This window comes from Massilia mucilaginosa (assembly GCF_011682145.1).
GTDB lineage: Bacteria > Pseudomonadota > Gammaproteobacteria > Burkholderiales > Burkholderiaceae_D > Telluria_A > Telluria_A mucilaginosa.
This window is the reverse complement of the sequence record NZ_WHJH01000001.1, coordinates 179,579-205,655: the sequence shown is the minus strand read 5'-3', so window position 1 is coordinate 205,655 and position 26,077 is coordinate 179,579. Positions and strand designations below refer to the sequence as shown.

The 26,077-nt window shown below is 66.0% G+C and carries 24 protein-coding genes; 10 read left to right on the top strand and 14 right to left on the bottom strand.

The features are described from left to right. Window positions 1–867 (top strand): DUF3828 domain-containing protein, encoded by an 867-nt coding sequence (locus F2P45_RS00925; RefSeq protein WP_166869899.1) that lies wholly within the window; start codon window positions 1–3, stop codon window positions 865–867. Window positions 868–907: 40 nt separating this feature from the next. On the opposite strand, the gene F2P45_RS00920 is transcribed toward F2P45_RS00925, so the two are convergent. Both F2P45_RS00920 and F2P45_RS35960 read right to left on the bottom strand, forming a co-directional pair. Continuing rightward, window positions 908–2,083 (bottom strand): glycoside hydrolase family 18 protein, encoded by a 1,176-nt coding sequence (locus F2P45_RS00920; protein WP_229504871.1) that lies wholly within the window; start codon window positions 2,081–2,083, stop codon window positions 908–910. A 54-nt stretch (window positions 2,084–2,137) separates the two neighbouring features. After that, on the bottom strand, window positions 2,138–4,054 hold the full coding sequence (locus tag F2P45_RS35960; RefSeq protein ID WP_229504870.1) for a glycoside hydrolase family 64 protein: 1,917 nt from the start codon (window positions 4,052–4,054) through the stop codon (window positions 2,138–2,140). 659 nt (window positions 4,055–4,713) lie between these two features. Between F2P45_RS35960 and F2P45_RS00910 the strand changes: the two genes are divergently transcribed. The 4 genes from F2P45_RS00910 to F2P45_RS00895 all read left to right on the top strand — a co-directional run bounded on the left by F2P45_RS00910 (window position 4,714) and on the right by F2P45_RS00895 (window position 10,518). Beyond that, entirely contained in the window at window positions 4,714–5,706 is a 993-nt protein-coding gene (locus F2P45_RS00910) for a YwqG family protein (RefSeq protein WP_166869898.1), read from the top strand. A 72-nt stretch (window positions 5,707–5,778) separates the two neighbouring features. Then, window positions 5,779–6,153, top strand: a complete 375-nt coding sequence (locus F2P45_RS00905; protein ID WP_166869897.1) for a YajD family HNH nuclease — start codon at window positions 5,779–5,781, stop codon at window positions 6,151–6,153. An 88-nt stretch (window positions 6,154–6,241) separates the two neighbouring features. Next, window positions 6,242–9,508, top strand: a complete 3,267-nt coding sequence (locus F2P45_RS00900) for a tetratricopeptide repeat protein (protein ID WP_166869896.1) — start codon at window positions 6,242–6,244, stop codon at window positions 9,506–9,508. Window positions 9,509–9,636: 128 nt separating this feature from the next. Beyond that, on the top strand, window positions 9,637–10,518 hold the full coding sequence (locus tag F2P45_RS00895; RefSeq protein WP_166869895.1) for a calcium-binding protein: 882 nt from the start codon (window positions 9,637–9,639) through the stop codon (window positions 10,516–10,518). On the opposite strand, the gene F2P45_RS00890 is transcribed toward F2P45_RS00895, so the two are convergent. The 4 genes from F2P45_RS00890 to F2P45_RS00875 form a co-directional block, all read right to left on the bottom strand. Continuing rightward, a complete protein-coding gene (locus tag F2P45_RS00890; RefSeq protein WP_166869894.1) occupies window positions 10,490–10,930 on the bottom strand; it encodes a hypothetical protein in 441 nt (146 codons plus the stop codon). The two genes, F2P45_RS00895 and F2P45_RS00890, sit on opposite strands and share 29 nt — an antisense overlap. Further along, a complete protein-coding gene (locus F2P45_RS00885; RefSeq protein WP_166869893.1) occupies window positions 10,927–11,673 on the bottom strand; it encodes a DUF4386 domain-containing protein in 747 nt (248 codons plus the stop codon). The genes F2P45_RS00890 and F2P45_RS00885 overlap by 4 nt, the downstream gene beginning before the upstream one ends. A 65-nt stretch (window positions 11,674–11,738) precedes the next feature. Then, window positions 11,739–11,996 carry a hypothetical protein gene (locus F2P45_RS00880; RefSeq protein ID WP_166869892.1) on the bottom strand — a complete coding sequence of 86 codons (258 nt, stop codon included), beginning with the start codon at window positions 11,994–11,996 and terminating at the stop codon, window positions 11,739–11,741. A gap of 9 nt (window positions 11,997–12,005) precedes the next feature. Continuing rightward, complete coding sequence (locus tag F2P45_RS00875; RefSeq protein WP_229504869.1) at window positions 12,006–12,302, bottom strand: ArsR/SmtB family transcription factor; 297 nt, start codon at window positions 12,300–12,302, stop codon at window positions 12,006–12,008. A 402-nt stretch (window positions 12,303–12,704) separates the two neighbouring features. Between F2P45_RS00875 and F2P45_RS00870 the strand changes: the two genes are divergently transcribed. From F2P45_RS00870 to F2P45_RS00855, 4 genes are all read left to right on the top strand, one after another. Then, complete coding sequence (locus tag F2P45_RS00870) at window positions 12,705–13,823, top strand: acyl-CoA dehydrogenase family protein (protein WP_166869890.1); 1,119 nt, start codon at window positions 12,705–12,707, stop codon at window positions 13,821–13,823. Between the two features lie 10 nt (window positions 13,824–13,833). Continuing rightward, window positions 13,834–14,688 carry a phosphate/phosphite/phosphonate ABC transporter substrate-binding protein gene (locus F2P45_RS00865; RefSeq protein ID WP_166869889.1) on the top strand — a complete coding sequence of 285 codons (855 nt, stop codon included), beginning with the start codon at window positions 13,834–13,836 and terminating at the stop codon, window positions 14,686–14,688. After that, the gene (locus tag F2P45_RS00860) at window positions 14,666–15,868 is read left to right on the top strand and encodes a ferritin-like domain-containing protein (RefSeq protein WP_223164650.1); all 1,203 of its coding nucleotides are present in this window, start codon (window positions 14,666–14,668) and stop codon (window positions 15,866–15,868) included. Before F2P45_RS00865 ends, F2P45_RS00860 begins: the two co-directional genes overlap by 23 nt. 122 nt (window positions 15,869–15,990) lie before the next feature. After that, a complete protein-coding gene (locus F2P45_RS00855; protein WP_166869888.1) occupies window positions 15,991–16,929 on the top strand; it encodes a hypothetical protein in 939 nt (312 codons plus the stop codon). Window positions 16,930–16,944: 15 nt separating this feature from the next. Here F2P45_RS00855 and F2P45_RS00850 read toward each other — a convergent pair whose 3' ends face one another. The 7 genes from F2P45_RS00850 to F2P45_RS00820 form a co-directional block, all read right to left on the bottom strand. Beyond that, the gene (locus tag F2P45_RS00850) at window positions 16,945–18,207 is read right to left on the bottom strand and encodes a GNAT family N-acetyltransferase (protein WP_166869887.1); all 1,263 of its coding nucleotides are present in this window, start codon (window positions 18,205–18,207) and stop codon (window positions 16,945–16,947) included. 119 nt (window positions 18,208–18,326) lie between these two features. Beyond that, window positions 18,327–18,851 (bottom strand): hypothetical protein, encoded by a 525-nt coding sequence (locus F2P45_RS00845; protein WP_166869886.1) that lies wholly within the window; start codon window positions 18,849–18,851, stop codon window positions 18,327–18,329. Next, the gene (locus F2P45_RS00840) at window positions 18,851–19,096 is read right to left on the bottom strand and encodes a hypothetical protein (protein WP_166869885.1); all 246 of its coding nucleotides are present in this window, start codon (window positions 19,094–19,096) and stop codon (window positions 18,851–18,853) included. Before F2P45_RS00840 ends, F2P45_RS00845 begins: the two co-directional genes overlap by 1 nt. A 157-nt stretch (window positions 19,097–19,253) precedes the next feature. Continuing rightward, window positions 19,254–21,062, bottom strand: coding sequence for a glutathione-regulated potassium-efflux system protein KefC (gene kefC / locus F2P45_RS00835; protein WP_166869884.1), 1,809 nt, complete (start codon window positions 21,060–21,062; stop codon window positions 19,254–19,256). A 21-nt stretch (window positions 21,063–21,083) separates the two neighbouring features. Further along, entirely contained in the window at window positions 21,084–21,641 is a 558-nt protein-coding gene (kefF, locus tag F2P45_RS00830; protein ID WP_370663193.1) for a glutathione-regulated potassium-efflux system oxidoreductase KefF, read from the bottom strand. Further along, the gene (locus F2P45_RS00825) at window positions 21,638–22,969 is read right to left on the bottom strand and encodes a glycoside hydrolase family 18 protein (protein WP_166869883.1); all 1,332 of its coding nucleotides are present in this window, start codon (window positions 22,967–22,969) and stop codon (window positions 21,638–21,640) included. Before F2P45_RS00825 ends, kefF begins: the two co-directional genes overlap by 4 nt. Before the next feature lie 13 nt (window positions 22,970–22,982). After that, window positions 22,983–24,149, bottom strand: a complete 1,167-nt coding sequence (locus F2P45_RS00820; protein ID WP_166869882.1) for a DUF5009 domain-containing protein — start codon at window positions 24,147–24,149, stop codon at window positions 22,983–22,985. A 261-nt stretch (window positions 24,150–24,410) separates the two neighbouring features. Here F2P45_RS00820 and F2P45_RS00815 point away from each other — a divergent pair, with 261 nt between their 5' ends. After that, window positions 24,411–25,022 carry a PEP-CTERM sorting domain-containing protein gene (locus tag F2P45_RS00815; RefSeq protein WP_166869881.1) on the top strand — a complete coding sequence of 204 codons (612 nt, stop codon included), beginning with the start codon at window positions 24,411–24,413 and terminating at the stop codon, window positions 25,020–25,022. A 26-nt stretch (window positions 25,023–25,048) separates the two neighbouring features. On the opposite strand, the gene F2P45_RS00810 is transcribed toward F2P45_RS00815, so the two are convergent. Continuing rightward, window positions 25,049–25,921 (bottom strand): alpha/beta hydrolase, encoded by an 873-nt coding sequence (locus F2P45_RS00810; RefSeq protein WP_166869880.1) that lies wholly within the window; start codon window positions 25,919–25,921, stop codon window positions 25,049–25,051. Window positions 25,922–26,077: the final 156 nt, after the last annotated feature.

Sequence of the window (26,077 nt, the reverse complement as noted above, 5' to 3'; positions counted from 1 at the left end):
TTGAAAGCCCGGCATGGTTTGATCGTGATGGCCGTGCTGGGCGCCATGCTTGCGCCATGCGCGGCAGCGCCGGCGCAGGACATCGCGCCGGCGGCCTTCATCGGCGCCTTCTACCGCGACTATTTTGCCGATCCGGCAGCGGCCAGGAAGCGCCATGTGGACAGCGGCTTGTTCTATTCGAGCGGCCTGCGCAGGCTGATGGATGCCAACCGCGCCGCCTGCGCAAAGACCGGGCGCCAGGACAGCAAATGCGGCTGGAACGTCGATGGTGACGAGTTCCTGCACGCGCAGGAGTTCGACCCGGCGCTGACCCTGGCCTCGTCCGGCTTTACGGCCAGCGCGGCCGGCGCGAATGCGGTGGACGTGCGCTTTCGCCTGTTTCCGAACGAGCCCGATACGCAGCGCGCCATGCGATATGTACTGGTGCGTGAAAACGGTCAGTGGCGGGTCGACGATGTGCGCGACGGAGAGAACGGCAAGAACAGCCTGCGCCAGTTGATCGCCGCCGAAAGCAGCTACGCCGATGCCAGCGCGCGCGACGTGGCTGAGGCGGCGCGCTGGGTCAACATCTACATCCAAAGCGAGTCGGTCGAGCCGTTTGCGCGCTTTGCGGCGTTTCCGCTGACCGTGTGCGACACCAGGGCCGGGTGCGTGCCGTACCAGGAGAGGGACGCGCGCCTGCCGCTGCTGGTGCGCACGCTCTACCTGAGCTACTTCGACAAGGGGGTCTTGCCACTCCCGGTCCCGCGCGGCGCGGCCAGGGAAGGCAAGGTGGCGCGCAGCGGCCCGTTCGACTACACGTTCCGGCAAGGCCAGTGGTGGCTGTCGCGGGTCGACATGCGGCGAGCGCCGGTCCGGCAAAAATAAGCGCTGCCGGTCCCTCGAACGGGACCGGCAGCCTTGCCTGTTACGGGTTAATCAGCGGCGCCACGCTGTTGGCGAACGGCCAGCCCTGTTCTTCATCGGTGTGAATCTGCCAGTTGAAGCCACCGCGGATATCCGGATGGTTGGTTTTGACCTGGTTCCATGCGCTCATCGCCTGCTCGCGGCTCATGTAGTTGGCCGCGTTGCCGATCCCGAATCCCACCACCACCCGGTTCGCGCCCAGCAGAGTGACCCACTGCCTGACATTGTCCGCCACATAGGCCGGATCGTTCAGCCCCGGCCCGTCGTAGTACTGCGGCGCGGCGTAATCCATCGCCCCGGCGGCCACCATGGCGCGGCAGAACTCCTTGTCGATGGCATTCCAGGGCGCCGGCGGCGCCGAGATGATAAAGCCGGGGTAGCGTTTCTTGAGTTCCAGGCTGATCCAGATCATTTCGGCGGTATCGGGCCGCTGGTCCGCTTCGAAGGTATTCCAGTCCATGCCGTCGATCCCGCCCAATTGCGCGTGGATGGCGGCGATGCTGTTCACAAAAGTCTGCGATTTGGTCCGGTTCGGAAAGCTCATGCCATTGCCGGCGCCGCCCACCGACAGGATGATCTTGCGGCCCTGCGTGGTGCGCGCGTACTGGATGTCGGCTTTCAGGTTGGTCGCCGCGCCGCGCCCGTTGCCCGGCGCGCTGAAGGTGACCGCGCCGGTGGTGCCGGGCGAACCGCCCACGGGCACGGCGTGGAACAGGTAAATCAGGTTGTAGCGCGCATTCACGTCGCGGATGCGGATCGGGGAGGGCGTCCAGTTCGGGTAGTAGCCGCCGACGATTTTCTGCGCGCCTGGCTGGGCGCAGGTGGTCTGCGCCCAGTACCAGGTGCTGATGGTCGGGGTGGTGCCGTCGCTGCCGTTGCCGGCCACCTGCACCACCTTGTAATACAGCCCGTTCGGCGCATACAGCACCACGGTGCCGAGCGTGTAATTGACGCCCGCGCGCCAGGTCACGGCGTTGCACGGCGCCAGTGCGGCCGACGATCCAGCGTCGGTGCCGGTACCTTCGATGGCGCCGGCCTGCGTCACCGGCGCGCTGGAGGCGGCAACTGGCGCCAGTGCGGCGCCGGGCGCGTCGCCTGGCGGCGATCCGCCGCCGCAGCCGCTCAGGAGGGCGCCGCCGATGGCGGCCATGCCCAGGTATTTCAGTAGTTTTTTCATCTCGACTCCTGTTGAACAAATGAGTAGGGACCGCCGCCGGCGGCCCGGATGGCGTTACCAGCCGATCGTCACGGTGGCGGTGGTTGGCGCGGTGGAGTGCACCGAGGAGCTGTAATTCCACACGTCGTCGTAGGCGAAGCCGTAGGCCAGCTTGTTGATGCTGTGGTCATGCCAGAACTTGGCGTACCAGTTGGCCGGCTGGCCCGCCGGGTAGAAGTACGCCGAGTCGCTCCAGCGCGCCGGGTCTTCGACCACATGGCGGTTGAGGGCCGCGCACAGCTGCGCCTGGATCTGCAACTGCTTGTGGTAGGCGGGCGTGCCGCCCACGGTGCCGCTCGGATCGTCCAGCGCGCCATTGCCGAGCAGTGCCATGGCGGTGGTGGGTTTGCGCACCTTGTAGGTGCCGGCGCCGTCGGTGAACTGGAACACGCCGCCCACCACCTGGCCGCTGAAAGTCCCCTGCTGGTTGGTGAACACCAGTTTCTGGCTGGTGTACTTGTTCCAGATATGGTTGATGTAGCCGTCCAGGTAAGTGGCATTGGCGCCGCCGTTGTGGAAGCTGGCGTGGGCCGGGGCGATGATGCGGTAGGGCGCATACGGCGCCTGCGCCAGGCCTTTGAACTGGGCCGGGACGCTGGCGACGAACTGCGCCATGATGGACGCGCGCGTTTCGGTTTCGCCCACGGTCTGGTCGTAGCCGCCCAGTCCCTGCAGGCGCAGGGTCAAGGGGAAGCCGAAATGGTCGACCCGGGTCGTGTTACCGAAGAAGCCGTCCTTGGCGCCGATCGACATTTCGATGAAGTCGAAGTAGACGTCGATATTCGGATCGGACGGATTCTCGATATTCGCGCCGGCGTAACCGAGGTTGCCGTTGGCGTCGGCATTGACCTGCAGGTACATCGGACTGCCGACGCTCAGGAACAGGCGCGCCGAATTGAGCGGCGCGATGGTGATCGACTTGAGCTGGGCCAGGGTGTGGAAGTAGTTGGTGTACGGCTTGCCGTTCTTGTTGAGCGCACCGTTGTCGCCCAGCGCCATCGGAACGAAGCGCCCGCCCGCATCGACGTGGACGTATTTGCCGCTGGCCCAGTCCTTGCCGATGATGGCCCAGTAGACCTGGCTGTCCGCGTACTGCCCGCGCGTGCCGTTGACCATCTTGAAGGTGGTCAGCTGGTTCCAGGTGCCCGGGTCGGTCGGCGGCGGGGTGGAGGCGGACGGCATCGGCACGCCCGGCAGGTAGCAGCGCTTGGGCACGCCGGCGATCGGGTCGCCGAACACGCCGCTGTTGCAGTCGGCGCCGCCGGTGAGGGTCTTGGTGAAGAAGCTGCCGTTGGCGCCGTACAGCAGCACCTGCGTACCGCTGAAGTTGCAGCGCCCGTTTTCGGCGGCGCAGCGGGTCCAGGTGGTGGGCGCGCGGTCGCAGTGCTTGGCGCTGCCGGGCAGCGGGTCGCCGAACACGCCGTTGGTGCAGGCCGCGCCGCCGGTCACGGTTTGCGTGACATAGGTGCTGCCGGCGCCGAAGCGCACGGTCTGCGTGTCGCCGAAGCCGCACTGGCCGTTTTCGTTGGCGCAGAAGGCGAAGCTGCTGGTGATTTCGCAGTGCTTGGCCACGCCCGGCGCCGGATCGCCGCCGAAGGTCGCCGTGTTGCAGCTGGCCGCCCAGTCGAACTTCTTGCTGGTGAAGCTGGAACCGGCGCCGTAGCGCACGGTCTGGTTGCCGGTGAAGATGCACTCGCCATTGTCGGCGGCGCAGAAGGTCCATTCCGTGGTCGACGGCGCCGCGCTGCTGGCTGCGGCCGTGGCCGCCGCCAGCATGGAATCCGGCGTGCCGATGTTGCCTGAGTGGACCGTCGTGGTGGCGGACATGGCCGGCGCCGGTGCGGACTCGCCGCCGGACGACGCGCCGCCGCAGCCGCTCAGCAAACCGATGCCGAGCACGCCGAGGGAGAGGAAATGCAGCAGTTTTTTCATGGGACGCTCACCTTGTCGAACGTGGCCGTTGTCTGCGCGTTGCTGGTGCATGATGGCGGCCTTTGTGGTTGGATGCGCATGGGTCGGCTGCCTGGCGGATGCTGACAATCCCGCGCTATGGTAGCGCTTCCAAAATGCGCTTCGTTTCGGCCATCGGATCAGCTCCGCGGGCTCGAATCTCGTCCGGCGCTACGATGCGGTGAAGTCGCCGTTCAAGTGGTCGCAGTATCACCGCCTATCAAAGCGAGGTCAACAGAGGCGAAACGTAATCTAAATTGGGTAAAAGAAAGGAGGAATGGTGTGCCGGTATCGCTTGTTGGCGCCGTCGCGAGCGCCCACGGGCCGCTGCGAAATTGCTCTGGCGACATGCGCCGACAAGACCACTTGGCCACGCGGCATTGTGCGGCCACAGCGCTGCCTGGCCTGGCCGGACGGGCTTGCTCGCATACCACTTGGGTGGCGAAGATCCAGGCCGATGATCGCCAATGCCCCGATGTTGGCGGCAAATTCGCGTGCGTTCAATGCGCTTTGACTCGAGGTCCATGCTGCCCGCACCTGTCTGAAACGCTGAAACTATTTCATCCCGCCGCCACAAACGTGGCATTCTGTCAGCGCGCCCACCCCGGCAGTGCCGACAACTTGAACGCATGGGAACCCGATTGCCACCCTCCGACTTGAACGATTCGCTTCTCCGGCCGTGCCATGCGCGCTTGCTGCTGGTCGCGGCCCTGCTGCTCGCGGCCTGCTCGCCGGAGAAACCGGCGCCAGCCAAGGGCGCGCCAGCGCAACAGAAACTGCCGCCGGTCGTCCACGGCCAGTTGCCGCCGGAGCTGGCGCGCTACGCCGAGGCAATCCATCGCTCCCGGCTGCCGTATATCCACGTCGCGTTGCACAAACCGGACAAGCTGGCGCCCTGGAACAGCAGCCTGGGCGGCGCTGCCTATTTGCCCAAGGGACAGCAATATCCCGCCGGCCCCGATGGCGTGCCCTTGACCTTGCTGGCGCAGTTCAATTTTGCCGAGATGCCGGCGCTGGAGGGATATCCCACGCGCGGCATGTTGCAGTTTTACATTTCCGGCAGCGAGTCGAAAGGGCATTTTTACGGCGCGTCGAGCGAAAGCACCAAGCCCTACAATGCCGAACGTGAATTCCTGTCGCTCGCCAGGCAGCGCTGGTTCCGCGTGGTGTACCACCCCACGGTCGTGCAGGACCGCAAGAAACTACAGCCCACGACGGTTATCGCGAGCGACAATCTGCCGATGGAGGGCAGCTCCGCGCTCAGTTTCGACGTTCGAACCGAGCCGGTGTCGGTGCAAGACTATCGCTTCGCGCGCATCCTGGGACAGCCGCCCTGGGAGCTGTTCAAGCAGTTCGGCGCGAAGCAGGATGCCGTGTCCGACAACTACGAGACGTTTTCGCAGAAGTACACCATCGCCAAGCTGGGCGGGTACAGCAACCCCACCCAGACCGATGTGCGCACCGCGCAGCCCGACGGCGACTGGATCGTGCTGTTCGAGCTGCAAGGCGGCGGCGTCAAGGGCGGCTTCTACAGCGAATGGGGCGATAGCGGGATGGCCGTGTTCTACATTCGCCGCAAGGACCTGGCGCGGCGCGATTTTTCGAACGTGGTCTACTCGTGGGACAACCTCTGATCGCCTCGCTGGCCGCGCCCTTGACGATCCTGTATCCTTCGCCCTACAGACACGAATTGAAAGCGCACTACCATGATTCCAGGCAAAAAACCCGACGCCGCCCGCCTCGATAAAATCGTGGCCGAGGCGCGCAAGGCGGCCGAAACGCGCGAAAGCGGTTATCGCGCGCGCTCGCTCAAAATGTATCCGTGGATTTGCGGGCGCTGCATGCGCGAATTCACCAACGCCAACGTGTCGCAGCTGACCGTGCACCACCGCGACCACAACCACGACAACAATCCGCCCGACGGCAGCAACTGGGAGCTGTTGTGCCTGTACTGCCACGACAACGAGCACTCGCGCTATCTGGAAGCCGATCGTGGCGCCGGGCTGCTGTCGGCCGAGGTGGCGCCCGCCACCCACAACCCGTTCGCGGCGCTGGCCGGGCTGATGAAGAAAAAAGACTGAATACGCCACCGCCAGGCCGCTCCCGCGCAGGCGGCCCCGGCCGCCGTGCGCGCGCCTGCGTTCGCCCTCACACAATCGCAAGGATCGCATGACGCCGACATTTGCCCGCCTGTCCGCATGGACCAGCTACCCGCGCCTCTCCATGCGGGCCTTCCGCGCGCAGTTCCCGTGCGCCGGGTCGGATGACTGGCGTGGCGAGGATGGCGAGGATTACAGCGAGTGCGAGGTCATCCTCGTCACCGGCAACCTGAGCTTGACGCAGAACGAGTACCTCAAGATCCTGCGCCATCCGACGCGCCGGCTTGCCGTCGACGGCGACCTGCGCGTCGAGGGCAGGGTGAGTGGGGTGTTTTTCGTCAGCGGCGACCTGCATTGCCATTCGCTGCTGATGTCCTGGAAATGGCGCGACGACGCCGTGCGCGGGCGCATCCTGGCCAGCGATTGCGTCTGCATCAGCTCGGACGACCGGGGCGCCCGCCGCATCGCCCCGGCATGCCGCATCGAGACGCGCTTCCTGTTCTGCTGGTTCTACGACATCGGCCAGGTCGACCTGAACCCCGCCGCGGTGGTGTTCATCCTGGCCGACTGGGACGAGTCGCACAATCTGGACCTGCCCAACCCGGTGGTGGTGTGGCACCATACCGTGCACGTGCTGGCCATGGAATATCGCGACGAAGTGACCATGGCCGATTCGGACCAGCCGAGCTGGGACTTCGAGGCCATCGAAGCGGCGTTGCGTGAAGACCGGTCCATCTACGCACCCGGCTTCGACATCGCCTGCTATCCGGTTCGGATCGCCGCCGATGACGCGCTCAGCGTGGGCGACCGGCCCCTGGCCTATGCGTTGTACCGGCAAGCGGCCGCCATCTCCCCCGCATATTACCCGGCCTGGTACGGCATGGCCGACACCTTGAGACGCGCCGGCGCGTTCGAGCAGGCGCTCGACGCCTTTATCGCGGCAAGCAAGAAATTCCCGGAAGATGAATGCGGCCTGCTGAACAACGCCGCCGTGCAGGCCGCCCGCTGCGCGCTGCTGCTGGGGCGCCTGGCGCTGGCCAGGGAGATGGCCGGCGTGGCGCTCGATCACGCGGCCCTGCATTGGGTCAAGGTGCGCGGCACCGCGCCAGCTTACCGTATGCGCGCCGAAGCGCATCTGCGCGATGGCGAGCTCGATGCCGCCCAGGCCGACCTGGAACTGGCGCTGGAAGACGAGCCCCGGCACGAGGTGTCCTTGTGGCTGATGGGACTGGTGTACTTTCTGCGCGGCGAGCACGAACGCGCGCAGCACTTCCATGCCAGCGCGGTGCACTTCAGTTCCGGCCTCGATGTCGCCTACGAGGACGAAACGACTACCGATTTTCTCTGCGGCGAAGCGTGCCGCGTCGACTGGGACCGGCAGGACGCCGGCGTGGCAGTGGCGCCGCCGAAGGACGAGGCGTACTGGCGCAATTTCATCGCAAACAACGAGACCGTCAAGATCATCCGCGTCCCGCAGCAGTTCCGCAGCACGGCCATGCTGCAGGACATGCTCGACGCCCGCAGCGAGGACGACGATACCGCATGGCAGGGCGACGTGCTCGACTTCCTCGACGCTTTCCCCGCGCAGGCGTTCACCCCCGCGCTGGCGCGGGCGGCGGTGGCGCTCTCGCCGTACAACCTCGAATGGGTGCCGCGCGCGCTGATCGACAAAGAAGTGTGCCTGCAGGCGCGGCGCGGCACCGGCGGCTTCGCGCTGGCGCACGTTCCGGTGCAATGCATCGACTACGACGTGGCCCTGCGCGCAGTAGAGTGCGGCGAGCGCATCGCCAACATGCCGCCGCAGCTGGTCGACAAGGCGCTGTGCCTGGCCGCCGTCATGCACGCGCCGTCCGCGCTCGACGACGTGCCGGCCGCGCTCATCGACAACGACCTGATCGCGGCCGCCATCGCCTTCGGCACGCCGTGGCATCTGGAGACCGGAATGCCGGCCATGTACACCAGCGTGGCGCTGCTCGAACGCGCCATCGATCAGCACAAGCGCGCCCTGGACGCGATTTCCGGCACCCGCTTCGACGCGCATCTGTACCGGCATGCCCTGCGCCGCTATGGCCAGGACAGCGACTGGGACGAGATCGTGGCGCGCCATTCGCCGGCGGTGTGCGATGCCCGACCCGGTACCAGCTGCGCCGAAGTGTGCTGGAGCGTGTTCTGGGACGAGGCGTTCATCCTGCGCCAGGTGGCCGGGAAATCGACCCGCCTGTCGCCCTGGCAGATCCCGGACGCCTGCTTCACCCAGGCCATTGCCGACGCCTGCGCAAAGCGCGACCGCATCCATCTCGACATGATCCCGCTGCGCTTCGTGCACCAGGCCATGTGCGACGCCTTCAGCAAAGAATACCCGGATATGCTCGGCCATGTGCCGGTGGCCTGCCGCAGCGCGGCCATCTGCGCCGCCGCGGTCGACAAAGACCCCGCCAACCTGGCGCTGGTGCCGCTGGCGCTGCGCAGCGTCGGCCTGTGCATCGCTGCGCTGCTGGCCAGCGCCAAGGTCGAGCGTTACGTGCCTTCGTCCGTGCACCGCGCCGTCTTCGACCGCTTGATCGCGCGGCACGCGGACCAGTTCGAAGCCGGCTTCCTGTACCTGTCGCGCGCCGAGCGCGCCGTCAGCCGCGGCGTGCCCGAGATCGACGCGGCAATGGCCGATTGCGCCACCGTGCGCGCGGTCAAAGCAGGCAGTGGCTTCACCCGCGACGACAAGGCGCAAGCACGCTTCGTGCAAGGCTACTGCCACTACTTGCGCGGCCAGCCGGCCAAGGCGGCCAGGCTGCATCCGGGTGACGACTGGCCGGCGTATGAGGATGTCCACTTCACCGAGCCGGCCGAACCGGTCGACTTCAACAAGGGCAAGTTCGACACGATCATGCGCGACCTGGACCGCCTGACGCAGGCGGGCGACTACCGGCGCGCGCTGGCCGCCGTCGAGGCGGGCGAGCGCATGCTGGACGAAACCGGTTCGCGCGACGTTTACTTTTGGGCGCAGGTGCTCGACAAGAAGCGTTTCCTGGCCTACGAGCTCGGTGAATGGGACCTGAACGAAACGGCCTGCCACCAGGCGGTCGAGCGTTTGCAGCACGAAGACCTGTGGCTGTTCAGCGCGTTCATGGAACCGTTGCGCGCCGCCCTGCGGTCGGCCTGGTTCCGCCTGGGGACCATGCACGCTGGCGCCGCGCGTTCGGCCGACCAGCTCAAGGCCGACCTGAAGCTGATCGACAAGGCGCTCACCCTGTTCTATTCGGACGAAGACGACGACGTGATCGCCCCGTTCAAGGAAGGGCGCGCGAGCGTGCGCGCGCTGCTCGACGCCGCGAGTACATAAGGGGTTTATTGCTTAAAATCAATTAGCGCCTGCCGCTCGCCTGCGCTGCCGTCATAAAGTTTCCATTGGTAAAGATAGAGTGGATGAATGCCCTACAGGCACCCACCGCAGCTTCCACAGGAGACTTTATGACGATCGATACCGAAGTGCACCCGAATGATGCCCTGTTGGCGACGGACCCGGACGCGATGATCGTCTGGCCGGACCAGGATGAGATCGACGCCCTGGCGGCCCTCATCGCGGCCTGGACGCCCGCATTCCCGTTCCAGGACATCGAAGCGATGATCCTCAGCGGCGACGATGGCGGCACGCCGTACTGGTTCGCGCCGCCAGCCGACAGTGCGCGCGAGGCCGTGCTGACCGGCAGCGAAGACGCCGACATCCTGCACGGGCGCGAAGGCGCGGACCTGCTGTTCGGCCTCGAAGGCGACGATATTCTGCAGGATGTGCGCGGCAATAACCTGTTCGACGGCGGCGCCGGCGACGACATCATCGAAGGCGCGGGCCTGAGCCTGTACATCGGCGGCACCGGCAACGACACCATTACCGCCTGGGGCGCCGATTTCACGCTTGCCTTCAACGCCGGCGACGGCTTCGACACGGTCGTTTTGTGCGCGCGCGGCCCGGCGACCATCTCGCTCGGCCTGGGCATCGGCGCATCCGACCTGTTGTTCACCCGGGCCGGCAGCGACCTGATCGTGACGACCGGCGCCGCCGAAGGCATGGCGCTGAGCGGCTGGTACGACAATCCCGCGCCCGAGGCGCTCGCCTTGCAATTGATCGGGGCGGGCGGTGTCGAGCACTACGACCTGATGGCCTTGAGCGCCGCTTTCAGCGACCGGCAGGGCGCGCGGCTCGGGCAGGACGGCGTGGAAGATTCGGCCCCGGCCGGCGGCGAACTGGCGGCGATCTATGCCACCAGCGCCGCCGGGATCGAAATCACAGGCGCCAGCGCCGCCCTCTGGACCGATGCATTCGGCTTTATGGCGGGCCTGGGCGTGATGCTGTAACGCCTGGCGTGGTCCACGGCGTGGCGGGCGCGCGCCAGTATTCGCGCGCCATGAAGCGCCATGGCAGCACCAGCGGCACCAGCACGATCCCGATCGCGCAGGCGAACAGGGTCTCGGCGGCATACTCGTCGAGGCCCGGTCCCATCCACATCGGCAGGGCGAAGGCGGCCACCCAGATGATCTTCCACACCAGTTCGAAGACCAGCAGCGGCAGCATTTGCAGCGGATAGCGCAATCCCAGCACCGACAGCAGGCACAAGGCGCCGAGCAGCGAGCGCACCACGGTGCCGGCATTGGCTGTCACGCCGGGCGGCGCGATAATCGCCGGCCACATGGTCAGGCCCAGCCCCACCACCAGCAGCAGGTACATGGCGCGTAACAGGGTCAATCTGAGAGTGCTGATCTGGTTCATGCCGAGACTCCTTTAAAGTTCAGTTGTTCCCATGCCGGGATGTCGACGCCCTTGAACAGCAGGTACAGGCAGAATGCGCTCTCGCCGATGAACGACGGCACCAGGATTGCCGGGAATAGCGCGCCATGCAGGGCGGGGGAGAGCACCATGATGAAGGTGTTGAGCAGGTAGCACAGGCCGGCGACCTGCATCAGCACCCCGACCGGGGCCGGAAAATAGCCGGACTTGCGCACCAGGTGGCCGACGATGATGCACTCGGCCCCGAAGAACATCAGCGCCACCGCGAACGCCTGCGAATGGCCGACGATGGCCAGGTAGGCGCCGGCCTGCGCCTGGCGCGGGTCGATGCCCATCTGCGCGGCGGCCAGCAGCGGCGCGAGCGCGCCTTGCAGTTGCAGGGCGCTGACGCTTTCGACCGCCAGCGACACCAGCGCGAAGAACATGGCCAGCAGGGTCAGGTTCTTGTTCACGGGCCGCAGCAGCACGTACCACGCCAGCGACAGGCCGACGGCGCACAGCAGCAGCACCAGTTGTCCCGCCACGCCGAGGCGCCACAGCCCCTCCGAGGCGAGGATGCGCTGGGCGGTCTCGGCGGCGTTGCCGGCCACGACCAGGCTATTGCGGATCACCGTCTCGCCCAGGATCCCGATGACGATGATGACGAGGTACAGGGCGCCGGCGATGCGCGCATGACGCTGCGCCTCTTTGCCGCCGGGTTCAATTTGCTGATGCTGGTAAGGCATGGTGTTCTCCTGGTGGGGTGCAAAAGCGGTGCAAAAAATCGGTCGGCGCGGCAGGCGCTGCTGGATTACTCGACGTCGCGCAGCATTTTCTCGACGGCGGCCTCGCGCGTTTTCACTTCCGTCATATGGGCGTTGATGGCGCCCAGCGCGGCCGAGGTTTCGGCCTGGGCCGCCGCCGCCTGCGCCGCCAGCTGGCGGTAGGCTTCGTCGCTGGCCTGGCGCGCCCTGGCCTCTACGATGGCGGCCAGATACTTCATGCCGAAAATGAGCAGGAGGGTCGCGAGCGGCAAGCCGATGGTGATCAAAAAGACGTGTTCGGACATGATGTGGCTCTACTTTTCAGGGTTGATGGTCAGCGACTGCGCTGCCTCGGCAATCGTCTCGGGCGTGAGCGCCACCGCGAAGCCGGACGCTTCGAAGTAGTTGAGCGCTTTGCCGTCGTGCGACAGTTCGAGGCGGCTGGTCACGAGGCCGGCTTGTTCGAGTTTTTGAAGATGCAGGTGCAGCAAGGGCCGGCTGATGCCAATGTCGCGTGCCAGCTGGCTGACGTAATTGCGTCCGCCCGCTGACAGGGCCGCAATGATGCGCAGCCGGTGCGGATTGGCGAGGGCCGACAGGATCGCCAGCAACTGGTCTCCGTCGATTGATGGTTTCTTTTCTTTCACCTGTAAAGAATATCTGACACATGACAGCCGGTCAAGCGAATTATTCGGGCGGGGTGGAAATGACCCTGCCGCCAGTAGGGCGAGTCTGCTAAACTCGCGGCGATTGTGGTGTTTGTATCGAACCAGCCCGCCGTAACGCCGCTACCAGCTCCCATGGCACGCTGGAGCGGGTCCGACGGCCCGCGTGTGGCTGCTGCGATGAACTGACGCTGCAAAAGTACCGTTTCCAAGCGCTGCCGCCAGGCAGGTCGAGCAGAACTTGTCGAGGTGCGCCGCTGTCGGCCGATTCCCCCGCGGAGTCGCCGCGCCTTGTCTTTGTCTGCGCCCCTGCCGGTGGCATCTATCCGCCATATTTACAAGGATGCCATGACTTACCTTCAAACTCTCGACACCATCGTCAGCACCATCGTGCTGCCGGCCGCCCCCGACACCGACCGCGAGGCCCGCTTTCCGCGCGCCGCCATCGAGGCGCTGGGCCAGGCCGGCCTGCTGGGCCTTGTCAGCAGCAAGGACGTGGGCGGCCTGGGCCTGGGCCTGCCCGACGCGGCGCAGCTGATCGAGCGCCTGGCCAAGGCTTGCCCGTCGACCGCGATGATCGTCTGCATGCACCTGTGCGCGGCCACCGTGCTGGAAAAATTCGCCACCGAGAACGTGCGCCGCGACGTCGCCGCCGGTCGCCACCTGAGCACCCTGGCCTGGTCCGACAATGGCTCGCGCAGCCACTTCTGGGCGCCGGTCGGCACCGCGCGCCAGGAGGGCGATAGCATCGTCATCGACGGCAGCAAGTCGATGGTCACCGCCGCCGGCGAAGCCGATTCGTACGTCTGGTCGACCGCGCCGGTGGCCAAAGAAGGCGCCAGCACCCTGTGGCTGGTCGACAGCAAGAGCGCCGGCCTGTCCGAACCGAAAGCGTTCGACGGCATGGGCTTGCGCGGCAATCGTTCCTCGCCGATCAGTGCCAGCGGCGTGCGCGTCGCCCAGGCGGCCATGCTCGGCGTGGACGGCGGCGGTTTCGACATCATGATCGGCGCGGTGCTGCCGGTGTTCTCGACCCTGATCGCCTCGTCCTCGCTGGGCCAGATGGAGGCCGTGCTGGAAGCGGCATGCGCGCATGCGGCCGGCAGCAAGCTCGAACACCTGGGCAGCTCGCTGTCCGAACTGCCGACCATCCGCGCCTACCTGGCGCGTGCCTGCATTCAGGCCGACATGGTGCGCACCCTGCGCGACGACACCCTCGCCGCGCTGGCCGCCAACCGGCCGGACGCCATGCTGCGCGTGATGCAGGTCAAGGCGGCAGCGGCCGAAGCGGCCCTGGAAGTGACCGACACCGCCATGCGGGTGTGCGGCGGCGCGGCCTTCCGCAAGGATGTCGGGATCGAACGCTACTTCCGCGACGCGCGCGCCGCCTCGGTCATGGCGCCGACCTCCGACGTGCTGTTCGACTTCATCGGCAAGGCCGTTTGCGGCATGCCGGTGTTCGGTTAAGGAGAACGCGATGAACACGCCATTGATGATGGGCGCAGTCGCCTACGCGCCGAAAGTCGTGACGATCTGGGAAGGCTTCAAGGAATACTTCCGCCGCCATGACTTTGAATTCGACTACATTTTGTACTCCAACTATGAGCGCCAGGTCGAGGCGCAGTTCGACGGCAGCATTGCGCTGGCGTGGAATTCGCCGCTGGCCTGGGTGCGCGCCGAGCGTATGGCGCGCGCACGCGCTCTTGAAGTGAGCGCGCTGGCCATGCGCGACAGCGATTGCGACCTGACCTCGGTGCTGGTCACGCGCACCGGCCCGGTGCTCACGCTGGAGCAACTCAAGGGCAAGACGATCGGTTTCGGCGCCATCGACTCGCCGCAGGCGCACCTGATCCCGCTCGACCTGATGCGCCAGCACGGCATGCTGGCCGGGCGCGATTACACGGCGCGCCGCTTCGACGTTTTGGGCGGCAAGCACGGCGACCATATCGGCGGCGAACGCGATGCCGCGCTGGCGCTGATGGCCGGCCAGATCGACGCCGCCTGGATGATCGACAGTAACCACATGGCTTTCTCGCGCGAAGGCGTGCTGCCGGCCGGCGCCACCGCGATCCTGGCGCGCACGGCGCCCTTCGACCACTGCAACTTCACGGTCAGCCCCGGCGCGCCGGCGGCGCGGATTGCGCGCTTCGGCGAACTGCTGCTGGCCATGAGCTGGGACGACCCGGAAGTGCGCCCGCTGCTCGAACTCGAAGGCCTGAAAACCTGGCTGCCCGGGCGCGTGAGCGGCTATGACGCGCTGGTGCGGGCGGTGGACGACGAGCGTTTCTATGATGCGGAAGGGAAGATCCTTGCGGCCGACTATCGATATTGAGGCCTTGGGCTTCGACGCCGGCGCCCATCTGCTGGTCAAGCACGGCTTGCAGCAGATCGCGCCGGGCCAGGAGCTCGATGTGACGGGTTCCGGCGCGGGCTGGGACGGGCAACTGGGCGCCTGGTGCCGCAGCCAGGGCCACCCGTGCGAGCTGCTTGCCGTGGACGGGCGCAAGGTGGTGCGCGTGACGCGCGGTGGCGCATCTGGCGGGCGCTGGCGCGCCGCGCTGCACAGCGGCCATGCCGACCCGCGTGTGGACGGCGCGGTCGCCACCCAGGCCAAGCCCGAGTGGGGCCTGGCGGCGCGCGGCGCCACCGTGGAAGCCGGGTCGCCCGCCATGCACTTCCGCCTGGACCAGAAGGAGGAAGTGTGGGCCGAACGCGCGGCCGACCTGTACGCGCAGGCCGCGGCCGCCCAGTGGGATCCGGAGACGGCAATCGACTGGAAGGCCGACTTCACCTTGCCCGACATGGTCGAAGACGCGGTGGTGCAGGTGCTGACCTACATGATCGAAAACGAAGTGGCGGCGCTGGTGGTGCCGGCGCGCTTTCTGGGACAGGTGCATCCGCACTATCGCGAAGTGCAGGCGGTGCTGGCGATCCAGGTGGCCGACGAAGCGCGCCACATCGAGGTGTTCACGCGGCGCGTGCGGCTCAAGGGCAGGGAGCCGGGCCTGTCGACGGCGGGCGGGCAAAGTTCGCTCAAGACGCTGCTCGACGAGCAGGATTTTTCGGTGGCCGAATTTTTGCTGTCGGTGCTGGGGGAGGGCACGTTCGTGAGCCTGCTGCACTTCTTGCATGCGTACGCGCCGGACCCGGTCACGCGCCAGATCGCGCGCCTGGCCGCGCGCGACGAGGCGCGCCATGTCGCTTTCGGCATGACGCACCTGGCGGCGCGGCTCGAACGCGAGCCGGCCTTTCGCACGCGCCTTGCCAACGCGGTCCAGTCGCGCAACGATGCCCTGGCGGCCAGTTCGGGGCTGAACGAGGAAGTGTTCGACTCCCTGATCCTGCTGGCGGCGGGCGCACTGACCCCGGGCGCGATTGCGGCGGGCTACCTGCGCGTGCAGCAGTTGATGGTCGATATGGCCGAAGGGCGCCAGTCGCGCCTGGAGCGGCTGGGGTTTTCGAAGGCCGAGGCGCAGCAGTTGTCGGCGCTGCATACGCGTAATTTCATGTGAGGCCGGGACGATGAGTTGGGCGCTGGCCGTGGCGGTGTTGCGCCTTGTGCCTTGCGGCTGGCGTTGCCGGCGCCCGGATCGGCAATCGATTTACTAAAGGATACTGAATGCGAATCAAGATGATGTTTGCCGGACTGATGTTGCTGGCATGCGCGCCACTGGCGTCGGCACAGACCGGCGAGCGGTCAAGGTCGCAGGACAAATCCCCGGCTCCGGTGGGCAGCAAGGTCAAAGCGCAAGCGGACGGGTTCGGCACGGTGCTTCCCGCCGGCCTGACGGCGAATCAGCTGATCGCCCTGGTCGCGCCCGGCCGCGACGCCGCGTTCGCCATGCTCGTCGGCGCCAAAGCCTGGCCGTATCGCGCCAACAGCTACGTCGTGATCGCCTGTTTCAGCCGCGACAAGAAGGACGCCGAACGCTCGCGCAGATCGAGCACGGGACCGTCCTGCGACAGCGCTAATCCGTCCCACGATACGCCCGCAGCCATCGATCCGGCGGTCTATCTCGGCGTTGTGGAATATCGGGCCGGCAGTGGCGCGCCGGCCCTGGTCGCCAGCTACGGCAAGCCCTACGATATCAAAACCAGCTGGGCATTTCGTCACGTCGAAGGGCCTCAAGAGGACGACGATACGCCCGCGGGCCAGGACAGCGGCCTGATGCCCGAACAGTATCGCCGTTTCGACTTCGCCCCCTACAAAATCGCAGCAACGGAAACGGCCATCGGGCTGCGTCTCGGCTGGAACGAGGGCTATGCCGGCGGAGGCGCCGATTTCGAAGCATTGTCGCTGTTCAGGATCGACGGCAACAAGCTGGTCAATATCTTGTCGGAGCCGGTCTCCTTCCACAAACTGATCGCCGGCGACTGGAACAAGGACGGCACCAGGGACCACGATGAATACGAGGGCACGAATGTGCTGTCGGTTCTTCCGAGCACGACCAACGGCTATGCGGATCTCCAGTTGCGCTTGCTGAAAAGTAAATCGAAGCTCGTCTTCACCTGGGACGGCAAGCGGGCCGGCTATGTGCTCGTCAAGCCGGCCCCGGCAGCGAAAAGCCGCTGACGGGTCGGCCTGGCATCAGGCGGCCTTGGCCGGCTTCTTGAACGGACTGCGCTCGGGCGCGTCGTCGTGTTCGATCCCGAGCAACAGGTGCTTGATCATCTTGTTGAGCACCGGCTGGCGGTGCCGCACCAGGATGCCGAAAGTTTGCGGCTTCGCGCCCAGCGCCGCCTTCGGTTCGAGCGCGGTGCGGCCGAACGAGACTTGCTTGCAGCCCATCGACAGGGCGTCGGCGATGCCGGCGTGCAGCAGGCGCAGGTAGATCGGCAGATCGGCCGCCGCCGCGCGGTTGAAGCCGATGTGGTAGGCGATGGAGGTATCGCCGTCGGCCACCGAGATCAAAAAGCCCAGCATCGCCCCATCGCGCTTGAGCACGCTGCAGCGGAAGCGCTCGCCTGCCGCCTGTTGCAGCGCCGGAAAATACTCCGGGCGCAGCTCGAACGGGCGGAAACCCGCGTTGACCTGGACTTCCTTGTAGAGACCGTGAATCTGGTCGCGCACCGCGTCCAGGTCGCTTAACTGTTCGACCGTGCAGGCCGCTTCGTCGAGCGTCTTGAAGACCGCGTTGCGCACGCCGCTGCGGTATTTGGAGGCCAGGCTGGCCAGGTAGTCGTCGTAATGCTTCCAGTCGTCCTGCAGGGCCAGCACCATGTTCGGCTCGGTTTCCACGTAGCGGTAGCTCAGGTGTTCCAGGTGCGCCGCGTGGTCGATGTGGGGCGCGTGCAAGTCCTTGATCATGATGAAGTGGGTCTTGCCGACCAGCTTGTCGGCCTGGCGCACCCGGTACAGCACTTCGGCCACGCCGTGCCAGGCCAGCTTGGGATCGGCGTCGGGCGCCATGGCGATGCCGTGCTGGCCGAAAGTGAGCAGGTTGCCGCAGGTAAGGATGCGCTGGGTGGTCTTCTTGGCCAGCTCGTCGAGCGGGGCGGGGCGCGCCGAGGCCGATCGGGATTTGTCGGGGCGGGCCTGGGCCAGGCTGATGTCGGCGATCTGCATGTACACGGCCGCGACCGGCATGCGTTCGGCGCCGGCGCCGCTGTAGATCAGGGCGTAGCGCGGCGACAGGTTGTGCGGCAGCACCTGTTCGAGCGCCTTGAGGTAGGCGAAGGACATGAAGAAGCCGGCGTGCTGCGCCAGCGCCTGCCAGGCGGCGGCGTCGAGCAGTTCGATGGCATCGGCGATGGCGTAGTTCAGGTCGGCCGGACCGCGCAGGCGCTTGCGTTCGCGGCTGCGTTCGGAGAGCGAGGCTTTGATCGAGCGGAGTTTTTCTGGGATGTTCATGGACGCACTTTTTTAGTTGTTAGAATCTTCTGTGCGCGATTCTACAGAAGTTCAAGCGTCGGTCGAACCCTTGCTGGCAGGCGGCGTAAAGATGGCCAAAGCGCTCCTCTGCACATTATTCAGTTTTGCGCAGCGTCGTCGACCGATGATGGCGGCTTATGCTGGGTCACGCCTGTCCGCAAACTCAAACGGTCCAGGCCATCGTCGAGTAGCCTGTATCCAAACACAAGCGCGGCAATCAGCAGGATGGTCAGCACGTTCACACCGAGGTTCGCCCCCACGTCCCGAAGCAGGCCCAGTGGCCCTCTACGGGCACGTAGCTCCGCCTGGATTGCCGCCAATTGTCGACCAATCGCCGTGTTCGTGAATTCCGCTTGTATCTTCGCTCTTTTCGCATCAAGTGTCGCGTCCAGAAAGGCTGTCATGAAGCTGTCGGCCTGTTTTTGGTACATGGCCAGGCAGACCGGTGTCGTTGCCGCACGCTCGAAGTTTTCGACGTCGTCCGGCGTAGGCGGACGCCCTGTTTGCGCGACGATCGCCGCATAGGTCTCAATTTCGTGTTGTTTGTACAAGGCATAGGCCAGCGCGGCCAGCGTATCGTCGGGATGGGGAACGAGCAGGGCGAAGACGCTCGGGTTTGTCATCACTGCCCCACGTCGTTGGAGGTGGGGGCCTCGGTGTTTGGCGTTGCCGCATCGTCGCTTGCGCCATTCCTCTTTTTGGCAATCATCATTGCTGCGCGAATTTCTTCGCGGGTGAACTCGATCCGTGGCTCAGGCCATTCGCCTGAGTCGGAAGCAAGGGCATTTGGATCCTGACCGCGCAGGATTGCGGTGGCGCGGCGGTTGATCGCGTGCAGCATGTTTCTGTCTATAATGAACGGCATCATGCACCTCCTCGTAGCAAGTCCACACCATTTTAGCGTGGACCGCGACCCACACGAGGAGTGCACGGACGTTGAAGTGCCTGGGTTTGTGCCGCCGCAAATGCATTTGGCGTACGCTGTGGCTTGTTGTCATGCCATTGATAAATTGATGGCCAGGCTGTCAGGTCCCATCCCACCCATTCTGCTTGTCATCTTCGGCCAGTTCCGCGTCCAGCGCGAACATGGCTTCGAGCTCCTCGCGCGCCTGCTTGGCCACCGACAGGAACTGTTCCTTGTCCTTGTAATACGGATAGATCTGGTCGAGGCTGCGCAGGTTGAACATGCGGAACTTGCTGGCCGCCTGGCGCGCGCGGTAGGCGCCGAAGCCGAGCTCGTGCAGCACGTCGCGCCCCAGCATCAACGCCGCTTCGAACGTTTCGCGCTGGATGATGGTCACGCCGCGGTCGCGCAAATCGAAGTAATGGGTCACATTGCGCGCCCGCGCCATGATTTTCAGATCCGGAAAGGTGCGCCGCACCGCGTCCACCAGTTTCAGGCTGTCGTCGATATCGTCGACCGCCACCACCAGCGCGCGCGCCCGCGCAGCACCGGCCGCGTGCAGCAGGTCGATGCGCGTCACGTCGCCGTAAAACACTTCCATGCCGAAGCGGCGCACCAGGTCGATCTGGTCCGGATCGTGATCGAGCACGGTCAGCTTGACCCCGTTGGCCGCCAGCAGGCGCCCGAGGATCTGGCCGAAACGCCCGAAGCCGGCGATGATCACATGCTCGTCGTTGGGCGCGATCTTGTCGTCCTGGCGCTTCTTGTCGGCGCGGTAGCGCGGCGCGATCAGGCGGTCGTGCGCGATCAGGAGCAGCGGCGTGACCACCATCGACAGCGCCACCACCACCACCAGGATCGAGGCCACCTCGGCGCTGAACACTTTGGCGGCCTCGGCCGCGCCGAACACCACGAACGCAAATTCGCCGCCCTGCGAGAGGATGAAGGCGAACAGCGCCTGCTGGCTGCGCGGAATTTCGGCGATCTTGCTGATTCCGTACAGGACGGCGATCTTGATGCACAAGAACGCCGCCACCAGCCCCAGGATCAGCCACGGCTGCGCCATGAACACGCCGAAGTCGACCGACATGCCGACCGCGATGAAAAACAGCCCGAGCAGCAAGCCCTTGAACGGCTCCAGGTCGGTCTCGAGCGCGTGGCGGTATTCGGAGTCGGCCAGCAGCATGCCGGCCATGAAGGCGCCCAGCGCCATCGACATCCCGACCCACTGCATCAGCAGCGAAATGGCAATCACCAGCAGCAGCGAAAAAGCGGTAAAGATTTCGCGCATGCCGGTCTTGACGATGATGCGCAGCAGCGGACGCACCAGGTAGCGTCCGGCGAAGATCAGCGCGCCGATCACGCCGACCACTTTCAGCACGCCCAGCCAGCCCTGCTCGCTGCCCTCGGCCGCCGCCACGCCCAGCAGCGGCACGATGGCGATCATGGGAATGGCGGCCATGTCCTGGAACAGCAAAATGGCAAAGCTGGCCGAGCCGGTCGGGGTGGTCATCAGCTTGCGCTCGTCGAGCGTGGCCAGGGCGATCGCGGTCGACGACAGCGACAGGCCCAGCGCGGCGATCAGCGCCACCTTCCAGTCGATCCCGGCCAGCATGGCGCAAGCGCACAGGGCGCCGGTCACGCCCAGCACCTGGGCCGCGCCGCGCCCGAAGATGGCGCGCCGCATCGACCACAGGCGCTTCGGTTCGAGTTCGAGGCCGATCACGAACAGCAGCAGCACCACTCCGAATTCGGAAATGTGCAGGATGTCTTCGACTTCGCCGATCAGGCCCAGTCCCCAGGGACCGATGGCGATGCCGGCCAGCAGGTAGCCGAGCACGGCGCCGAGGCCGAGTTTTTTGGCGATCGGCACGGCAATCACCGCCGCCGCCAGGTAGATCAGTGCGTTAAACAGTAAACCGTGTTCCATCGTGACAAAGCTTTCCAGGGGTCATGCGTTCGCGAGCGCGCGCAGGCGGGCGGCAAAGGTCGCGACGTGGGCGTCGAGCGTTTCTTGCGGGGATTGGTGGGCGCCGTGCAGGATGTGGGGTTCGAGCCATTCCATGCCGCACAGGGCGGCAATCTGGCGGTATGGCGGCAGGAAGGCGTCGAACGGATGGCCGTGCGCCGCGTCCGCGGCGTAGGCATCAAGCGGACTGCCGGTCGACGCCACCAGCCAGTAGCGCTTGCCGCGCAGGGCGGTGGCGCCGGCGCCGTAGGCCCAGCCGGGCACCAGCACCGCGTCGACCCATTCCTTGAGCAGGGACGGCATGCCGTACCACTGGACCGGATGGACGAACACCAGCGCGGCGGCGTCGGCCAGGTTTTCCTGTTCGGCCGCCACGTCGATGTAAAAATCGGGATAGGTTTCGTACAGGTCGACCAGTTCGACCCCGGGCACGCTGCGCGCGGCCTCCAGCAGGCGGCGGTTCACGCGCGAGCGCTGCGGCGCCGCGTGCGCGAAGATCACCAGTACCTTGCGCAGCGGCGCCCCGGCCTGCGCCGTCACTTGGTTTCGAGCATGGCTTTGGACAGCGCGAAGCCGGCGTCGTCCTGGTCGAGCGCCCACGACATCATGCCGCCCAGGCGGTGGTCGCGCACGTAAGCGGCTTTTTCCTTGATCACGAGCGGATCGTCGTAGGTCCAGAAGGTGCCGTTTTCGTAGGTCCACAACTGCTTGCTGACCGGATGGTAGAACTTGGGCGCCTTGCGCGCCGAGATGGTCGCGTAGCGCTCGGTGCCTTCCTCGAAGCCCTTGGCCGGACCCGTCGCGCTCTGGTACAGGCCGTAACGTGCCGCCGGCACGCCGGTCCAGCCGCGCGCATAGAACGGCACGCCGATGACCAGTTTTTTGGCCGGCACGCCGGCTTTCAGGAAGCGCTCGACCCCGGTGTGCACGCTCTGCTTGTCGCTGTCGGGGCTGCCCGGATCGGGGTACAGGTTCGAGTGAAAGCCGGTCGGGCCCTGCCTGGTCCAGCTGCCGTGGAAGTCGTAGGTCATCAGGTTGATCCAGTCGAGCGACTTGCTGTACTTGGCCGGCTCGGTGGCGTCGGTAGTCTTGGCGCCGCTGTTGACGGCCGCCGTCAGGTAGTATTTCTTGCGCTGCTTCTTGCCCAGCGCGTTGAGCTGGCTGCGGAACTCCGCCAGCAGCAAGGTGAAGTTTTCCTTGTCGGCCGGGCTGATGGTGTTGTACGCCATCAGCGGCACGCCCGGATACTCCCAGTCGATATCGAAGCCGTCGAACAGCCCGGCCGCGGCGCCCTTGCCGCCATGCCCGTTGAGCATCGGCAGGTCGCCCTTGATGTACAGGTCGATGCAGGACGAGACCAGTGCGCGCCGCAGCGGCGCGGTGGCGGCGCCGGCCGAGAACCAGCGCGACCATTCGGCCCCGCCGATGGCCAGCAGCACCTTCAGCTTCGGATGCCTGGCCTTGAGCTGGCGCAGCTGGTTGAAGTTGCCCGCCAGCGGCTGGGACGCGGTGTCGGCGCTGCCGTCGACCGATTCGGCCGCCGTGAACTGGCGCCCGTAGTCGAGGGTGGCGCGCATGCCGCCGCCGTCGGCCGCATCCTTGATGTCGCGCCCGCTATCGCAGCGGTAGGTGTTGTCCGGCATCTTGTACAGATTGGCGAAGGCGTAGTTCAGGAACGTGAAGCGTCCCGCCACGCCGGCCTGGTCGAGCTGTTTCAGGCGAAAGCCGCTCTCGGTGCTCCACGCGGTGTAGTACGAGCCGATTTCGAGCGGCGCGCCGGAGCGTGCCGGAGCCGCCATGGCGGCCGTTGCCGCGCCGGCCAGGGCGAGGGCGCAGGTGAATCTGGTCATGCGGGTCTTGTTCAACATCTGTTCTCCTTGCTTATATCTTGAGCTTGCAATTATGTAGGTTCAGGCGTGCAACCACCAGCACGATCGTGGCCGTAAACACGGCCCCGGCCAGCAGCGCGGCGTTGCCCTCGACCAGCGCCGGGCGGAACTGCGCGCCGGCCAGGCTGATCACGGCGCCGATGGCGAACGGCAGCAGGTAAGTGATCAGCGGACTGGTCGCGGCCGGTTCGACCAGCACGGTCCAGCGGCGCGCGGCCTGCACCTCGACCAGCCAGTAGAGCAGCGCGAACACGGCCACGCACAGCGCCCCGCAGTATAAGGCCCAGGGCGGGGTGGCGCCGATCTTCGAGACCGGGTACCAGTGGTGCAGCACCCAGCCGGCCAGCGCCAGCAGCGCCGCCAGGCCGCCCGCCTGGCGCAAACGGCGTGCCACGCCGTGCTTGCCGTCGAAAAACAGCAGCGCGCACACCAGCCCGGCCAGCACGATCACGCTGTGGATGGCGTGCCCGGACAGCGCGCTGCCGGTCCCGGTGTTGGCGGCCGCCATAAACAGCGCCACCCCGGCGCCCATGGCCCCCAGCAGCGGCGCCAGGCGTCCGCGCGCCAGCTGGTACAGCAGGGCGGCGGCCAGGTAAGCCCAGCCGATCAGGCCGAGAATGCCCCACCACTGCGGCGTCATCATGGCGCCATCCTGGCCGCGCCAGAGCAGCGCCAGGCCGGCCAGCAGCAGCACGCCGGCGCCGCGCAGGCAGCCGTTGAGCAGGGCGCTGTCGAAGCGGTACACGCCCCACACCAGCAGCACCGCCGCGTAGAAGGCCAGCGACCAGGCCGCGATCGGCATGCGCATGGCTTGCTCGCTGTAGCCCGACTCGGCATTGACCATGAACACGCCCATCACGATCAGGGCCAGCGCGCGCCAGGCGCTGTGCCCGAACACGCGGCCCGGGCCGTCGCCGCGCGCGATGCGGCTGTGCACGCCGAAAGGAATCGACATGCCGACCGCGAACAGGAAGCCGGGGAACACGATATCGGCCAGGCCCATGCCGTCAAACGCGCCATCGGCGTGCAGCAGCCAGGCCGGCACGCCGCGCGCCCCCGCCAAAAAATTTACGTACAGCATGAGCACGAAGGTCAGGCCGCGAAAGGCGTCGACCGACAGGATGCGTTGCCGGGGCAGGTCGTTGAAGGGGACGGACATGGGCGGTGGCGGTATCGGGGGCGGTAATGGAAAGTCGGCGAGATCGGAGACAGTAACATTTCCCGCTGGCGACGCCAAGAGCCTTGGCCGGAAGTTGAGATTATAACATTGTTCCTGTCGAGTTTCTTTACAGTCCAGTTTGTCAAACCGGTACCGGCTGCGCTAAGTGGCTGAATTGATGGCGTTGTTGTTTCGGGTATGAAAATTGCTCGGGCATTGCCAAGGGCGTCATTGTTTGCGCAAAATCAAAATGGAGAGACTATGCTTGGGAAAATGAAGATGCTGGTGTGCCTGGCAGCCGCAATCGCCGGCACGGCGCAGGCCGGCGTGATCGGCGCGGGTGGCTTCAGCGCCCCGACCGTGATCGACTTCGAGAATGCGCTGGCGGGTCCGATCGGCAGCCAGTATGCGGCGCTCGGGCTGAGCTTCACCAATTTCAACCTGGATATTTACGCGACCTCGCCGGCGCCGCCGAGCCGGGTGGCGCTCAAATACGTCGACGGCTCGCCCGACCTCGACGGCATCATCACGTTTTCGTCGGTGATCACCCGCTTCGGCGCGGACGCCAGCACCAATCCGGAAGACGACACCTTCATCGATGCCTATCTCGGCAATACCCTGGTCGGCAGCCATTTCTTCGATACCGCCGGCGATGGCACCACCGGTTCCTTCATCGGCATCGAATTCTTGTCCGGCTTCGACCGCGTGGTGTTTCGCACCATTCCGGTCGTCAACGGCGCGCTGGCGCTCGACAGGCTGCGCTTCGAAAATGTGGTACCGCCGAGCCCGGTGCCCGAACCCGGCAGCCTGAGCCTGATGCTGACCGGCGCCGCCTTGCTGTGCCTGTCAGTAGCGCGGCGCCGCACGCGCTGAGACGGCGCGCCCGCTTGCGCCGCTATTTACCGCGCCGGCTGGTCCGAGGCCACCACCGTCTCTTCCAGCGGCAGCGCGAAGCGGGTGCCGAGAAACGCCGCGATGCGCTCCTGGGTCGCTTCCAGGTAGGGAATATTCATGTGGTCCGAATCGGGCACGGTTTCATCCAGGTGCAGCTTGCCCAGCTGTGCGACCAGCAGGTCGGTGTGCGAATGCGGCACGATATCGTCGAAGGCGGCGCGCAGCACGTAGGTGGGCGCGGTCAGCGCCGAGGCGTACTTGACCGACTCGAAGCGGTGGCGCAGCACATATTCGACCGGCACCGCGCGGAACTTGCGCTTGGCGATGGCCAGGATCGAATCGTAGGGCGTGATCAGGATCAGCGAATGGACCGGGCGCTCCAGCGCCACCTGCACCGCCACCCCGGAGCCGAGGCTGCGCCCGACCACCGCCACCCGCTGCGGATCGACGTGCGGGCGCTCGGACAGCCAGTCGAACAGCAGGCGGCCGTCTTCGACCATGTGGGCTTCGGCCGGTTCGCCATGCGAGTTGCCGTAGCCGCGATAATTCACGGCCAGCACCGCCATGCCCGGAAACAGCTTGCCGGCGTCGCGCACCACCCAGGACACTTCTTCCGAGCGCCCGCCGAAATACACCACGGCCGGATGCGGCCCCGGGATTTGCGGCGTCATCAGCCATCCCGACAGCTTGGTGCCGTCGCGCGCGCGCAGCACGATGGCGCGGGTGCGGTGGCCGCTTGAGCGCGGATTGTCGACTTCGCGCTTGATGGTCGGGTTGAATACCAGGCGGCGCTGGTTGGCGGCGATGGCCGCGGTCACCCCGACCCACACCATGCTGACCAGGCCGGCCACGCCGGCGACTTTTCGAGAATTGTTCATAGGCATCAGTTTAACCGGTTCAGGCGGCGCCGTGCGGCGCCGCGGGGATGCGCAAGCGCATCAGTACGATCTCATCAATAGTCGTGGCTGGAATACAACGATCTTGTGGGATGCGTGTGCGCATTTGCATGTGGTAATCTTTATCCGGTCCGAACC